Origin of the sequence: Roseobacter sp. MED193 (assembly GCF_000152965.1) — a bacterium.
In the GTDB taxonomy this organism is placed as follows: domain Bacteria; phylum Pseudomonadota; class Alphaproteobacteria; order Rhodobacterales; family Rhodobacteraceae; genus Pseudophaeobacter.
On the sequence record NZ_CH902583.1, the window covers coordinates 3,998,585 to 4,013,307 of the forward strand.

Here is a 14,723-nt window from a genome sequence, read left to right on the forward strand (position 1 = left end):
CGGGCAGGGCGGCCTAGCTGCGCGCTTTGATCTTAAGCTCCGTCAGAACTGGCCCCGGAGGGGTTGGCACTGCTAGATAGGCGCTGGTGGGGATATGCAAGAACCCTTTGAGCCGCAGCGTGGCGCGGCTTGCTTCATCCAAGGAGGCGATGGCGGCTTTGACAGCGATAAACAGGGCTGTTGGGTCCTGGGTCAGGGCGGTGATAAAGGGCAGTCCGGGAGTTTGGTCTGTGACATCGATAACGGAGAGTTCATCCGCAAAATCATCATAGTCCTGCATCATCTCCCAAGACAAAAGGTCCAGAGCCGCAAAATCGGCGCGCCCCTCGGCAACTGCTAGAGCAGAGTTGCGATGGCTGCCGCTTTCGATCAGGCTACCTGGAAGAATGTTGCGATCCTGCAGATGGATAAGCGCCGCAGCCCAGCCGGATTGCGATAGGGCGTCGTTATAGGCAAATCGGGCCCGGTCAAATTGTTCCAGTCGCATGGCAGGATCAGTTTTTTTGGCGACAAAGACGCTGCGATAATACCCCGGCTGGCAATCTGGGAGGCCATAGTCCGGGGTGCCGACCAGCTCAACCTCGCCATAGAGTCGGGTGCGGAACGGGCAGCCACAGGTCTGTGCCAAAATCAGCTCTGGCGAAGTCCAGGCCTGCCAGGGATCAATTTCGCGGCTCAGGGCCTCAGGTCCTTGATCGAGGTTTTTGCGAATGGCTGACCACAGCTGATCATTTGCAGCGGCGGTTTCTGGCCTGTCATACATGCCAAGATATGCGATCATATAGTGGCCTCCACACGTTTGCGGGCCTTGGCACTGTCCACATCATTCACGCCCAACAGATTTGCGGTGAGCCGCATCAAAGCGTCTTCGCTATCATCGCGGTGCCCATCGGCCAGCACCACCTGCCACAGGGCTTCGACAACGCCTATGCGATCTTCAAAGGCAACGGCGTCTTTGATGGCGCGGGTAAAGCGCACGGTATCCGGGGCCTCGGCCTCCATGGCTTCGGCCTGTTCACGCAGAATGATCGCGCCCCCAGTATCCTGACCGTAGCGGGTGCAGATGATGCGATCTATCCGATCCTTTTCCACTTCGGAATAGTTGTGATCAGATCGCGCAATCCGGACCAATAATGCGATAAGCGCCAGGCGGGCACCCTCATCCGTCAAAGGTTCCGGTGCCGGAGCCAAGAGACGGTTCAGCAATTCTTTAAACATCAATCTTCCTTTAGGCTCGCCGCGAGCTTAGCCTTGGCCTTGGCGCGAGAAGCCTCATTGTCCGCAAAGGATAACCCCATGGCTTTATAGGCCTCTTCGAGAATGCGCACTTCGCCCTCATGTTCATTTTGGTCCGCTAGGACAACTTCCCATAGCGCGTCCAATGCGGCCAGACGTTCATCCAGACCGGTGGTTTCACGGATCAAGCGGCCAAAGGTGTCTGTTTCCGGTGCGGCGGAATGCAGTTTCTCGCAGGTGGCACGAACCTTAGCGGCCTCAAGCGCGTCGTGCTGGTAGAGACGTGACAAGATCCGGTCAATCAGGCTGATCTCTTCCAGCTTATACTCGCGATCCGATTTGGCCACGCGCACCAGCAGAGCGCCCAGTGCCAATTCGGCATCTGGATCAGGAAGTGCCGGGGGATCGGTGGGCCGAAAGGCCTGAAAAAAATTCTTGAGCATTCCGGGGATACTCCGTGGATCTAAGGGCCTGAAAAGGCGATTGAATTTCACATGGTCAAATTTTGCAACCCTGGGGTGGGTCGCGGTATCTGACCCGAGAACCTGACCAATCAGTGCCTGACAGCAAAACCAATTTCTGTCGCCAGGATATTCTATTGCTATTCGCTATCGTAGCCTTCGACGATTTCCATGTCACCGGTCGACACCGGGTCGCGCAACGCCTTGGCATCTTGATATGCAACGCTATCATAACAGGATTTGGCGGTCGCGAAATCCTTGAATTCGATTACCACGGTGCGGGCGCGCATTTTGCCCTCGCGCACTTCTTTGCCACCGCCACGCACCAAAAAGCGTGCGCCATATTCGGCAAAGGGCGCTGCATTGGCGGCGACATATTCTTTGTAGCGGTCCATGTCTTCGACATCGACATGCGCAACCCAATAGCCTTTTGGCATCTTCACAACTCCCTCATGTACTTTGTCACAAGCTGATACAGAACCAACGCAAAGACAATGGTGAGCTGTCAGCCATTTTCCCCCTAAGCGGGTGATGCTGTCGCAAGTTATCAGAAAAATGCAGGACCAGGCTACGAAAAACGCCCGCTCAAGGGCGGGCGCTTTCCAATAATTTTATTGAATATTCAGTCGTTTAACCGATTTCTTTTAGGCGCGACAAAGCGTCTTTCAGCTTAGCTTCCTCTTCTTCGCGTAGGGAGAGGTTCTCGCGGGCCTCGGCCACCACCTCATCCGGGGCTGATGCGACAAATTTGGGGTTCTTCAGCCGACCGCGCAGCCCGCCCAGTTCCTTGGCCAGCTTGCCGAGGTTCTTCTCCAGCCGGGCCTTTTCTGCCTCCACGTCGATGATATCGGCCAGCGGCAGGCCAAAGCTGGCACCAGGCGCGGCAACAGAGGCGCAGCCCTTAGGGAAGCTATCCACCTGATCCAGGCTCACCACGCGGGCGAGCTTCTTGATCATACCCTCGTTGGCCTCCCAGGCGGCGCGGGCGGCATCGTCGAACTGGGTGACAATCATTGGGATTTTGGAGCCCGCAGGCACGTTCATCTGGGCGCGGGCCGAACGGATGTTTTCGATCACGGTGATGACCCAGGTCATTTCCGAATCCGCCGCCTCGTTGACCAGCTCTGGGCCATAGGTCGGCCAGTCCTGATGTACCAGCATAGTGTCGCGCTTGGCGGTCTTGCCCCAAAGCTCTTCGGTGATGAAGGGCATGATGGGGTGCAACAGCACCATGCACTGATCCAGCACCCAGCCCAGGGTCTGGCGGGTCTCATTGATCACTGCCTCATCCTCGGAGCCAAACAGCGGTTTGCTGAGTTCGATATACCAGTCACAGACTTTGCCCCAGACAAAGGCATAAAGCGACAGCGCCGCATCGTTGAAACGGTAAGCCTCAAGCGCGGCATCCACCTCAACCCGGACCTTGGCGGTCTCGCCAATGATCCACTGGTTTACCGCCGCCTTAGCCTCGGGGCAGCTGTAGCCGGGCTGGGTCTCGTCATAGACATTGTTGAAATTGGCAAAGTTCACTGCATTCCACAGTTTGGTGCCAAAGTTGCGGTAGCCGGCAATGCGCTGCATATCCAGTTTCAGCACACCACCAAGGGAGGCCATGGCCGCATTGGTAAAGCGCAGCGCATCGGCGCCGTATTCGTCAATGATTTCCAGCGGATCCACCACGTTGCCGGTGGATTTGGACATCTTCTTGCCCTTGGCGTCACGCACCAGCCCATGCAGGTAGACGGTGTCAAACGGGATGCGCTGCTCGACGGGGAGGTCCTGATCCAGAACCGCCAGCTGCATCATCATCATGCGCGCCACCCAGAAGAACAGGATGTCCTGACCGGTGACCAGCGTCGAGGTCGGGAAATACTTCGAGGTCTCCTCGCTCCACTCGGGCCAGCCCAGGGTGCCAATCGGCCAAAGGCCAGAGGAGAACCAGGTGTCGAGGACGTCGGGGTCGCGCATTAGGTGCGCGTAGGCTTGGCCTTCCCACCAGAACTCATTGCTCTCGTCTTTGAAATCAGCAAAGCTATCACCAGCTTCTAGTTCTGTGTAACCGCCTAATCCCAGGTGAAATTTGTTGTAGTACTCATCAGCTTTCTTACATACTTCATGGAAGTCAGCCCCACAGAAGGCGACGACTTCGCTGTAATCAAGTGAGGACGGCGAAAGAGGGGCCCCGGATTCATCAACTGCAACTTTTGGCCCGTACCAAACCGGGATCTGATGGCCCCACCACAGCTGGCGCGAGATGCACCAGGGCTCGATGTTTTCCAGCCAGTGGTAGTAGGTCTTCTCGCCGCTTTCGGGCAGGATCTTGACGGTGCCGTCTTTCACAGCCTCCAGCGCCGGGCCAACAACCTTTTCGGCGTCGACAAACCACTGGTCGGTCAGCATCGGCTCGATCACCACTTTGGAGCGGTCGCCAAAGGGCTGCATGATTGGCTTGGCTTCAACATAGGGCACGGACTCGGAGACCTCGGTCTCGTTGCCCTCGTCGTCTTTGACCTTTTTGGTCTCGGTGATCATCACCGCCAGACCCTCGGCGGTGATATCGGCAACCACGCGTTTCCGTGCTTCAAACCGGTCTAACCCGCGGTATTCTTCCGGCACCAGGTTCATCGCGGCGATGCTGGCCTCGGTGAACTCCGCCTCGCCATTGGCAATCGCCTGCGCGGTGGTGGCTTCCTCGACATAGGGTGCGCCATCGGCGCGCATATTGGCCTTGGTGTCCATCAGGTTGTACATCGGAATGCCGCCGCGCTTGGCAACCTGATAGTCGTTGAAATCATGCGCGCCAGTGATCTTCACCGCGCCAGAGCCAAAGTCCTTATCCGGGTATTCATCGGTGATGATCGGGATCAGACGGCGCTGCGCCTTGGGACCGACCGGAATTTCACAAAGCATGCCGACGATGGGCGCGTAACGTTCGTCCGAGGGGTGCACCGCAACCGCGCCGTCACCGAGCATGGTTTCAGGACGGGTGGTGGCGATGGAGATGTAATCGCGCTCTTCTTCCAGCGTGACATTCCCATCTTCATCTTTCTCGATGTAAGTATAGGTCGCGCCGCCCGCGAGGGGGTATTTGAAGTGCCACATATGGCCGGGGGTCTCGATATTCTCGACTTCCAGGTCCGAGATCGCAGTTTCAAAATGCGGGTCCCAGTTGACCAAGCGTTTGCCCCGATAGATCAGCCCCTTGTTGTACATCTCCACAAAGACCTTGATCACGGCGTCGTGGAAATTGGGCGAGTTTTCGTGGCCGGTGCGGGTGTCACCATGGGCGCCGGCCATGGTAAAGGCGGTGCGGTCAAAATCGCACGACGCGCCCAGGCGCTTCAGCTGCTCGATGATGGTGCCGCCGGACTGTTCTTTCCATTCCCAGATCTTGGCGAGGAAATCAGGGCGGCTAAAGTCTGTACGCTTCTTGCCCTCCTTGGCCAGTTCCCGCTCTACCACCATCTGGGTTGCGATGCCTGCGTGATCGGTGCCGGGCTGCCAAAGGGTGTCAAAGCCCTGCATGCGCTTCCAGCGGATCAGGATATCCTGCAGGGTGTTGTTAAAGGCATGGCCCATATGCAAGACGCCGGTGACGTTGGGGGGCGGGATCATGATGCAATAGGTCGAGGCTTCTGGCTTGGCATTGGCGCCTGCTTTAAAGCAGCCGGCCTCTTCCCAGGCTTTGTATAGGCGGCTTTCAGCTTCGGCCGCGTCGAATGTCTTGTCCAGTGCCATGAGGGTCGTCCTGCGTCGGTTGAATTCGGAGTTGTCGCATCCAATAACGAATGGGGGCGCAAAGGGGAAGCCATCGCTGGGCCTGCAGGTGAAAAGGCCGGGGGCTAGGGGCTGCGATCCAGCTTGGTGGCCAGATGAATCAGACTCTCAGAAGAGCGCACGCCGCGTGCCTCGCCAATGCGGTCAATGGTTTGATCCAGCTCCGCAGTGCTCTGGGCCACCACCTGGGCCAGCAGGTCAAACCGCCCGGAGGTGGTATGCACCACCTCGACCCCCGACAGGCTGCGTAGCCGAGACAGCACATCAGGACCCGAGCGCGGCTCGATCGAGATCAGCACCGTTGCCTGCAGCGGCGGGCGCGTCGCGGCAGATGCGCGCAGAGTATAGCCCTCAATCACGCCGGTGTTTTCCAGCCTTTCAATACGGGCCTGAACGGTGGTGCGGGCCAACCCAAGGGTGCGGGCCAGATCTGCTACGGGTCGGCGGGCGTTATCCCGCAAGAGGGTCAAAAGCTGCTGATCTACTTCGTCTGTTTTCATATTATTGCCTACAAAGTGCCGAAGTTTTTCGTCACTCTAGTCGAAATGACTGGCGATATCGACGCTAAAACGCCGGAAAATGGGTAAAACACATGAGGCTTTTACCGATGCAGCAAATCCCACCGCTTTGGCTTGATCCTGAAACGCACCTGGCGCGGCACAACCCGGATCATCCGATCTTGTATTTTTCTCCGCGGGTGCTGCATCAGGTGGCAGAGCGGTTTCAGGCGGGTTTTGATGGTCTTGTGACCTATGCGGTGAAGGCCAACCCCCATCAGGCAGTTCTGTCCAACCTCGTGGCTGCAGGAATTTCCGCCTTCGATGTTGCCTCTCCGGCGGAGATGGCAGCTGTACGTCTGGCCAGCCCCGATGCGGTGATGCATTACAACAACCCGGTGCGTTCCATGGCCGAAGTCGACGCAGGGATTGCCCATGATGTGGCGAGTTGGTCTGTGGATGAGTGCTCTGAGCTGGACAAGCTGGTGGAGGTGCCCCGTGACAAAGAGATTGCTGTGCGCTTTGCTCTGCCGGTAGAGGGCGCGGCCTATGATTTTGGCAGCAAGTTTGGCGCGGCGCCGCAGGAGGCTATCGCTTTGCTCAAACGGGTGGAAGCAGAGGGCTGGACGCCCGCCCTCTGTTTTCACCCTGGCACGCAGTGTGAAGACCCCAGGGCCTGGGTTGAATACATTCATGCGGCCAAGCGCATTGTCGATGCTGCGCAGGTACCAATTGCCCGGCTGAATGTCGGCGGCGGCTTTGCCGCAAATCGCGATGGGGTGGCACCGGATCTGGAGCGGGTCTTTGCTGCGATCCAGGAGGCAGTGGTCGCAGCCTTTGGCGCCGACCATCCGCAGCTGATCTGCGAACCAGGCCGGGCGATGGTGTCGGAGAGCTTTACCCTGGCAGCGCGCATCAAAGGCATGCGCAAGGGGGGCGAGATGGTGTTCCTAAACGACGGCATTTATGGCGGGTTGGTTGATATTCGCGATATGGGGCTGCCAGGGCGAGTCGAGGTGGTCGGCGCTGATGGTCGACATCGGGAGGCAGGGCGCAGCCCGCGTGTGGTCTTTGGCCCCACCTGTGACAGCCTGGACCGTTTGCCAGATGGTTTGCCGCTACCGGACGACACCCAGGCTGGCGATTATGTCCTGTTTCCTGGGTTGGGTGCCTATTCTTCCGCCATGAGTACGCAGTTCAACGGCTATGGGCTTTCTGACGTGGCGACGGTCATAGAGCTCTCTGGACAAGCGCGCGCGTGAGGCTAAGGTCCCCCTAAAGCACCAGCCAGCGCGAACAGGGGGCGAGCATGGAAAAATTTGGAAAAAGTCAGCCGGTCAAACGGGTCGAAGATGTCCGGTTTCTGACCGGGCATGGGCGCTATATCGAAGACTGTGCTCCAGCGGGCGCGTTGCGGGCCTGGGTGCTGCGCAGTCCGGTTGCCCACGGCGTGATTTCAACCCTGGATTTGCAAGAGGCACGCGCCGCCGAAGGCGTGCATATGGTGCTTACTCTCTCCGATCTAAAGGCTGCAGGCATGACCACCACCATGGATGCCACGGTGGTAAAAAACCGCGATGGCAGCGAGGGCGCGGCTCCGGAGCGCCACATGCTGGCCAATGGGCGGGTCCGCTTTGTGGGTGAGCCGATTGCAGTGGTGATTGCAGATACGCTGGAACAAGCGCGCGACGCAGGTGAGCTGATTGAGCTGGATATCGATGATCTGCCGGTGAAGCTGGACCTCCAGGCCGGCGGAGAGCCTCTACATCCGGAAGCGCCCAGCAATAGCGCCTTTGACTGGGGGATCGGGGATGAAGCCGCAACCAAAGCCGCTTTTGATGCCGCTGCCCATACCGTGTCGCTACAGGTTGAGGACAACCGGATCATTGTGAACGCGATGGAACCACGGGGCTGTTTTGCGACCTGGGAAGGGGATCGCCTACACTTCACCTATGGTGGTCAGGGCGTCTGGGGAGCCAAGGGGCAACTGGCGGCCAAGCTGCATCTAGAAGAGGATGCCGTGCATGTGGTGACGCCAGATGTGGGGGGGGGCTTTGGCATGAAGGCAATGACCTACCCAGAATATTTTGTGGTTGCCCATGCCGCGCGGGCGCTAGGCAAGCCAGTGTTTTGGATGTCAGACCGCACCGAAGCCATGCTGAGCGACAACGGCGGCCGTGATCTTACCTCACTGGCGGAGCTGGCCTTTGACAAGGATCTCAAGATCACCGCCTACCGGGTGCAGACCCGCTGTAACCTTGGGGCTTACAATTCGCAGTTCGGGCAGCCGATCCAGACCCAGCTGTTCAGTCGGGTTCTGGCTGGGGTCTATGATATCAAAACCGCTTGGTTGCAGGTGGAGGGGATCTATACCAATACCACCCAGGTGGATGCCTATCGTGGCGCTGGGCGGCCCGAAGCGATCTATGTGCTGGAACGTGTCATGGACCGCGCTGCGCGGGAGCTGGGGGTTGATCCTTTTGAACTGCATCGCCGCAACTTTATCGCGCCCGCGAACTTTCCCTACGCAACAGTGACAGGAGAAAGCTACGATGTGGGTGACTTTGGCATGATCCTGTCACGCGCTACCCAGGAGGCCGATATGGAGGGCTTTGCCGCCCGTCGCGCTGCTGATGCCGAGACCGGAAAACTGCGCGGTGTTGGCCTGTGTTACTATATCGAAAGTATTTTGGGCGACCCTTCGGAAGGTGCAGAGGTCGAATTTCTTGAGGATGGTCGGGTGAATATCTACGTAGGGACGCAAAGCAACGGGCAGGGACATGAAACTGTCTATGCGCAGTTCCTTGCGGATCAGACGGGCATTCCGGCCGAAATGATTTCGACCATTCAGGGCGATAGTGACCGCATTGCCAAGGGGGGCGGGACGGGTGGTTCGCGCTCGGTGACCACCCAGGCCAATGCGACATTGGCGACCGTGGATGTGATGGTTGCCGCATTTACGCCTTTCCTTGCCGAAGAGATGGGAGTTGAAGAGGAGGCCGTGAATTTTGACGGCGAGACCTTCCGGGCACCAGGATCAAACCTGACGCCTTCTATGTTGGAAGCCGCAGAGATGGCCCGCGCGCAGGGGCGCGTGGATTTGCTCCGTCACGCGGCGCGGGCGCAATTGCCTGGGCGCTCGTTTCCAAACGGGGCCCATATCGCGGAGGTTGTGATCGACCCCGAGACCGGAGTGTCCGTTGTGGACCGCTATACGGTTGTTGATGATTTTGGCAATCTGATCAACCCGATGCTGGCCGAAGGTCAGGTGCATGGCGGGGTGGTTCAGGGGCTTGGTCAGGCGATGATGGAACATGTGGTCTATGATGAAGAGGGCCAACTGCTCACGGCAACGTTTATGGACTATGCCTTGCCGCGTGCGGATGACGTCCCCATGATTGGGTTTACCTCCGAGCCGGTGCCTTCGATACAGAACCCCATGGGGATGAAGGGCTGCGGTGAGGCTGGTACAGTTGGTGCCCTCGCTGCCCTGGCCAATGCGGTTCAGGACGCAACGTGGGATCAAGGCCTGCGGCAAGTGGACATGCCGTTCACACCGCTGAAACTATGGGAAGCACTCCAGGATGGTACTGAAGCAGCTTAGCAATCGTCTCCTTGGATGGCTCGGGCGCCCTATGCGCTCGGAGCATTCGGGCGAGTCCAAGCTGCGGGGGCCGCAGGCCCATGTGATCATTCTGGATGGCACCATGTCGACGCTGGAGCCTGGGCATGAAACCCATGCTGGCAGGCTCTACCAGATGTGCCGGGAAATGGGGGCTGAGGTTTCTGTTTTTTATGAATCTGGCGTGCAATGGACCGGTTGGGCCAGCGCACCGGATGTCATGATGGGGCGGGGGATTAACCGTCAAATTCGGCGCGCCTATGGCTATCTTGCTTCGCGCTATCGTCCGGGTGACCGGATCTATCTGCTGGGCTATTCCCGCGGTGCCTATGCCGTGCGCTCACTCGCGGGGGTGATCGGCGAGGTTGGGCTGTTGCGGGCGGAACATGCAACTGTACGCAATATCCGTACCGCCTATCGCCATTATCAGCAGGGTGGATCGCCGCAGGTGGCGGAGGCTTTTCACGCAGTACATTGTCATGCTGAGACCACGATCGAACTCATTGGCGCCTGGGATACGGTCAAAGCGCTGGGCCTGCGATTGCCCTTGCTATGGCGCTGGGCAGAAAGCCGTCATTCCTTTCACAATCATGAACTGGGGCCACATGTGAAACACGGCTACCATGCCCTGGCGCTGGACGAGACCAGGGATGTGTTTAAACCGGTGCTTTGGACTTGCCCTGAGGGCTGGAATGGACGGATTGAGCAGGTTTGGTTCCATGGTGCGCATGGGGATATCGGGGGGCAACTTGCCGGGCATGAGGAGGCGCGACCACTGTCCAATCTGCCACTGGTTTGGATGCTGGAAAAAGCAGAGGACTGCGGTCTACCTTTGCCACAGGATTGGCGTATGCGCTTTCCGGTCGATCCCAAGGCGCCCTCGATTGGGACCTGGCAGGGCTGGGGTAAGATCTTCTTGTTGCGCAGCAAGCGCCGGGTTGGATTGGATCCCAGCGAACGTTTGCACCATAGTGTCCAGGGGGTTGAGATGCAGCGCAACCCGCCTGGTTGGTTTGCAGGGCTGACGGGAAATACGCCCTAGGAAACGCTCCAACGCCACATCCCTGGGCGGGCGGGGGGCCTGCCCCTAGCGTCTAGGCCTTGCTGCCAAAGACCTTCATCACGATGCAGGTAGTGGAGCCGGTGGCGTAGAGCTTGCCGTCCTTGACGCCGCGAATTTCACCATGTGCAACCCCAGTGGAGCGGCCAACATGGTCGATCACGCCCACACAATCCACAGTGGTGCCCAGCGGGATCGATTTCAGGATATTGATCTTATATTCCAGCGTCGTGTAGGCGGATCCCTTGGGCACGGCTGTCATTACTGCGCAGGCCATCGCACTGTCGAGCAATGTGCCGTACCAGCCGCCATGTACAGTGCCCATGGGATTGGTGACCTCAAACTGCGGGGTGCCACGAAACACAGCGCGCCCCTCCGAGACTTCATGCAGGGTATAGCCCAGTTGAGCGCCGATCGGCGGGCCAGGCAGGCGGCCTTCGAGAATGCCTTGCATGAATTCCAGCCCGGAAAGCTGTACAACCTGATCCATCGGTAAAAGATCGGCTGGTGATTTTGCAATTGCCATGTCTGGGCCCTTTTTGCACGACGACCAAAGACGCACTAGGAGATGGATCTAGTGCGTTCCTTTTTGGAATTACCGTAAGTGCAGAGCCTGCAACAAGCCTTACGCTACGTTCTCCAACGAGACATTGGGGGTGAGGCCAAGAGCAAAACAGACATCGCGGGTCAGTTCTGGGCGGTTGAGTGTGTAGAAATGCAGCTTCTTCACGCCTTCGTCCAGCAGATCTGAGCAAAGCTCGGAGCAGATCGCAGTTGCCAGTAGGTCTTCGCGGTCGTCGCGGGACGCCTTTTCAAAGGCGTCATCTACCCAGGCTGGGATCACGGTGCCGCAGCGTTTGGCAAAGTTGCGAGCTCCTTTCCAGTTTTCAATGGGCAGAATTCCTGGGACCAGCTTGTCGCCATCGATGCCTGCTTTGGCGCAGGCATCGCGAAAGCGCAGGAAGGTTTCTGCTTCAAAGAAGAACTGGGTGAGAGCCTCATCCGCGCCAGCGTCCAGCTTACGCTTGAGCCAATCCACATCCGCCTGGGCATTTTCTGCTTCGGGATGGGGGTCTGGATAGGCGCCAACACGCAGGGAGAACTTTCCGGTTGCAGCGAGGGCTTCGATCAGTTCCACGGAGTTTCCAAAGCCTTCAGGGTGCGGTACGAATTTGCCACTGCCTTTAGGCGGATCACCACGCAGGGCGACGATCTCAGTGACGCCGACCTTGGCGAAATTCTCAGCGATTTCCATGGTTTCTGCGCGGCTGGCATCGACGCACGTCAGGTGCGCTGCCACGTTTAGCCCAGAGCTGCCATGAAGCGTTTTAACCGCGTCTCGTGTCAAATCGCGTGTGGTGCCGCCGGCGCCATAGGTGACGGAAACAAACCGGGGATCCAGCGGTGCAAGGGTTTGCACGGTGTCCCATAGACGAAATGAGGCCTCCAGCGATTGCGGCGGGAAAAACTCAAATGAAATCTCAGGGCTGGTCATGACTTTGCTCTCCAATAGATTTATCCTCTTGTTGCATGTGCAGCATTGTGAAACAATTTCATAATTCTCAAGAACAACATGAGCTGATCTGAAGTTATGCATATCGAGTTTCGCCACCTGCGCACCATCAAGGCCATCCACGAGGCGGGGGGACTGGCGCGTGCAGCCGATCAATTGAACATCACCCAAAGCGCATTGAGCCACCAAATCAAGGGCTTGGAGGACCAAGCGGGTGTGGAATTGTTTTTGCGGCGTTCCAAACCGATGAAGCTTTCGGCCGCCGGGTTGCGGCTGCTGCGTTTGGCTGAACAGGTGTTGCCTCAGGTCGAAGCAACGCAGGCTGAGTTTTCTTCATTGCGCGATGGCCACGCGGGACGGATGCATATCGCCATTGAATGCCACGCCTGTTTTGAATGGCTGTTCCCGGTGCTTGAGGGGTTCCGTAAGAACTGGTCGGACGTGGATGTGGACATTCGTCCGGGCCTGGCCTTTGACGCGCTCCCTGCGCTGCAAAAAGAGGAAGTCGATCTGGTGGTATCCTCGGATCCAGAAGATATTCCAGGCGTCGATTTTATTGAGCTTTTTGACTATAAGGCGGTGTTTGTTGCTTCGGCACAGCACCCTTTGGCCAAGAAACCCTATGTCGAGGCAGAGGACTTTATCGGCCAGACGTTAATTACCTATCCAGTAGATAAGACGCGGCTGGATGTGTTCAGCCAATTGCTGATCCCTGCACGGGTAGAGCCCGAAAGCATCCGTCAGGTGGAGCTGACAGCCGTCATTCTGCTCTTGGTGGCCTCTAATCGGGGGATCTCGGTGCTGCCGGATTGGGTGGTGCGCGAGGTGAAGTACTCCTCCGACTATGTCACCCGGCCGTTGACCAAAGAGGGCATCACCCGCCGTCTTTATGCGGCAATCCGCAGTGACGACCGGCAAAAGCCCTATATGCAAGAACTGATCCGTCTGGCTAAAGTCGAAGCGCGCAAACTGCAGCAGCAATAGGCAGTGGATTAGCCTTGTGAGGAACGGCTGACATGCACAAGTTCGATTTGAATGAGATATTTAGCGCCAGAGGGAGTGAAACTTCAGAAGCGCGGATCGGTGAGATCTATCATGTGCGGCGCAACCGGATCGGATCCGGTTCTGTTTCTACTCCGATTGCCAGGTATTTTGTATGGCGGCCAGAATACACCGAAGGGGTAGCTCCCCATTGGCGTGTCGACTGCTACTTTCGGAAACACAAGCTGGCGGGCGATCCCAAATCACTGTCACGGTTGCTCTGCAACAATTTGCAAAACGCAGGGCTCTGCGAGGCGCCGATTTGGGTGTCTTGGCATGAAAGTGATGAAATCAGTGGTGAAAGCATCGGCACTTTGTTTGCTGACGACTAAGCAACATATCAAATTGGAAACCAGTCTGCTGACGAAGGGCCCCAGATCGAAAGATCCGCCGTAAGGCCCTTCGCATACATCATTGAAAATGGGGATTACACCAGCTTGACGATCTGCTTGCCGGTATTACCTCCGTTCAGCATTGCCATAAAGGCGGCGGGGGCGTTTTCCAGCCCTTCGGCGATGTCTTCCACAAAGCGGAGCTCGCCTTTGGCGACCATTGGGCCCACCTCCTTGAGGAATTCAGGGTAGCGATCAAAATGGTTGGAGATGATAAAGCCGTTCACTGACAGGAACTTTACCAGCACATTGCGCCAGATGTTTGGCCCGGTGAGTGCCGCATCGCTGGCGCCTTCGCCCAGACCACCAGCGTTGTACCAGGCGATCATGCCGCAGATCGGGATGCGGCCATGGGGGTTCATCATCGGCAGTACAGCCTCCAAAACTTTGCCGCCAACATTTTCGAAATAGATGTCGACCCCCTTGGGGCAGGCCTCTTTCAGATCTTTGCGCAGGGCGCGGGCATCTTCATAGGCGCGGTGATCTAGGCAGGCGTCAAAGCCAAATGTGTCCACCGCCATCTTACATTTGTCTGCGCCGCCCGCGATGCCGACAACGCGTAGGCCCGCCTGTTTGGCCAGCTGCCCCACCATGGAACCGACCGGGCCGGTCGCTGCGGCCACAACCAGGGTTTCACCGGCTTGGGGGCGGCCATAAGCGGATAAGCCATGCCATCCGGTAAACCCGGGCATGCCCAGAACGCCGAGTGCGGCTGTAATTGGCCCCTGCTTTGGGTCCAGCTTGCGCAGCTCTTTGGCAGGCAGACAGCCGTGGCTGGCCCAGCCAAACATCCCAAAGGCAAAATCGCCAACTTCAAAATAAGGGCTGTTTGACGCGATCACCTCGCCGACACCACCCGCTTCCATACGGCCACCGATGGGCACTGGGGCGGCATAGGATTTGGCGTCATCCATGCGGCCCCGCATGTAGGGGTCTAGCGACATATAGTGCACCTTTACAAGCACTTCCCCTTCTCCAGGCTGAGGCAGCTCAGCGCTTTCCAGTCGGAAGTTCTCAGCAGTTGGTGCCGCATCTGGGCGACTGGCCAAAACGATTTCTTGCATCTCTGCGCTCATGTTTCTCTCCCTAGTGTGCTCCAGCGCCCACTTTGGTGAAGCGATGGG

The 14,723-nt window shown here is 57.9% G+C and carries 14 protein-coding genes; 5 read left to right on the forward strand and 9 right to left on the reverse strand.

What is annotated here, in order from left to right; translation table 11 throughout:
- Window positions 1-13 precede the first annotated feature (13 nt).
- From MED193_RS21550 to MED193_RS21575, 6 genes are all read right to left on the reverse strand, one after another.
- Complete coding sequence (locus MED193_RS21550) at window positions 14-781, reverse strand: phosphate/phosphite/phosphonate ABC transporter substrate-binding protein (protein WP_009811906.1); 768 nt, start codon at window positions 779-781, stop codon at window positions 14-16.
- Window positions 778-1,218, reverse strand: a complete 441-nt coding sequence (locus MED193_RS21555) for a TerB family tellurite resistance protein (RefSeq protein WP_009811907.1) — start codon at window positions 1,216-1,218, stop codon at window positions 778-780. Before MED193_RS21555 ends, MED193_RS21550 begins: the two co-directional genes overlap by 4 nt.
- On the reverse strand, window positions 1,218-1,679 hold the full coding sequence (locus tag MED193_RS21560; protein WP_009811908.1) for a TerB family tellurite resistance protein: 462 nt from the start codon (window positions 1,677-1,679) through the stop codon (window positions 1,218-1,220). The genes MED193_RS21555 and MED193_RS21560 overlap by 1 nt, the downstream gene beginning before the upstream one ends.
- 158 nt (window positions 1,680-1,837) lie before the next feature.
- Window positions 1,838-2,134, reverse strand: a complete 297-nt coding sequence (locus MED193_RS21565; RefSeq protein ID WP_009811909.1) for a DUF1330 domain-containing protein — start codon at window positions 2,132-2,134, stop codon at window positions 1,838-1,840.
- A gap of 193 nt (window positions 2,135-2,327) precedes the next feature.
- Complete coding sequence (locus MED193_RS21570) at window positions 2,328-5,435, reverse strand: valine--tRNA ligase (RefSeq protein ID WP_009811910.1); 3,108 nt, start codon at window positions 5,433-5,435, stop codon at window positions 2,328-2,330.
- 104 nt (window positions 5,436-5,539) lie between these two features.
- Window positions 5,540-5,974 (reverse strand): Lrp/AsnC family transcriptional regulator, encoded by a 435-nt coding sequence (locus MED193_RS21575; RefSeq protein WP_009811911.1) that lies wholly within the window; start codon window positions 5,972-5,974, stop codon window positions 5,540-5,542.
- Window positions 5,975-6,081: 107 nt separating this feature from the next.
- Between MED193_RS21575 and MED193_RS21580 the strand changes: the two genes are divergently transcribed.
- From MED193_RS21580 to MED193_RS21590, 3 genes are read left to right on the forward strand one after another with little or no spacing between them, the layout of a single operon-like run.
- The gene (locus tag MED193_RS21580) at window positions 6,082-7,233 is read left to right on the forward strand and encodes a type III PLP-dependent enzyme (protein WP_009811912.1); all 1,152 of its coding nucleotides are present in this window, start codon (window positions 6,082-6,084) and stop codon (window positions 7,231-7,233) included.
- A 47-nt stretch (window positions 7,234-7,280) separates the two neighbouring features.
- Window positions 7,281-9,575, forward strand: coding sequence for a xanthine dehydrogenase family protein molybdopterin-binding subunit (locus MED193_RS21585; RefSeq protein WP_009811913.1), 2,295 nt, complete (start codon window positions 7,281-7,283; stop codon window positions 9,573-9,575).
- Entirely contained in the window at window positions 9,556-10,635 is a 1,080-nt protein-coding gene (locus MED193_RS21590; protein WP_039966544.1) for a DUF2235 domain-containing protein, read from the forward strand. Before MED193_RS21585 ends, MED193_RS21590 begins: the two co-directional genes overlap by 20 nt.
- 52 nt (window positions 10,636-10,687) lie before the next feature.
- On the opposite strand, the gene MED193_RS21595 is transcribed toward MED193_RS21590, so the two are convergent.
- Window positions 10,688-11,179 (reverse strand): PaaI family thioesterase, encoded by a 492-nt coding sequence (locus MED193_RS21595; protein ID WP_009811915.1) that lies wholly within the window; start codon window positions 11,177-11,179, stop codon window positions 10,688-10,690.
- Window positions 11,180-11,278: 99 nt separating this feature from the next.
- On the reverse strand, window positions 11,279-12,148 hold the full coding sequence (metF, locus tag MED193_RS21600; RefSeq protein ID WP_009811916.1) for a methylenetetrahydrofolate reductase [NAD(P)H]: 870 nt from the start codon (window positions 12,146-12,148) through the stop codon (window positions 11,279-11,281).
- A gap of 96 nt (window positions 12,149-12,244) precedes the next feature.
- On the opposite strand from metF, the gene MED193_RS21605 reads away from it, so the two are divergent.
- Both MED193_RS21605 and MED193_RS21610 read left to right on the forward strand, forming a co-directional pair.
- The gene (locus tag MED193_RS21605; protein ID WP_009811917.1) at window positions 12,245-13,150 is read left to right on the forward strand and encodes a LysR family transcriptional regulator; all 906 of its coding nucleotides are present in this window, start codon (window positions 12,245-12,247) and stop codon (window positions 13,148-13,150) included.
- Between the two features lie 32 nt (window positions 13,151-13,182).
- Complete coding sequence (locus MED193_RS21610) at window positions 13,183-13,539, forward strand: hypothetical protein (protein ID WP_009811918.1); 357 nt, start codon at window positions 13,183-13,185, stop codon at window positions 13,537-13,539.
- 95 nt (window positions 13,540-13,634) lie between these two features.
- Here MED193_RS21610 and MED193_RS21615 read toward each other — a convergent pair whose 3' ends face one another.
- The gene (locus tag MED193_RS21615) at window positions 13,635-14,675 is read right to left on the reverse strand and encodes an NADP-dependent oxidoreductase (RefSeq protein WP_009811919.1); all 1,041 of its coding nucleotides are present in this window, start codon (window positions 14,673-14,675) and stop codon (window positions 13,635-13,637) included.
- Between the last annotated feature and the right edge of the window lie 48 nt (window positions 14,676-14,723).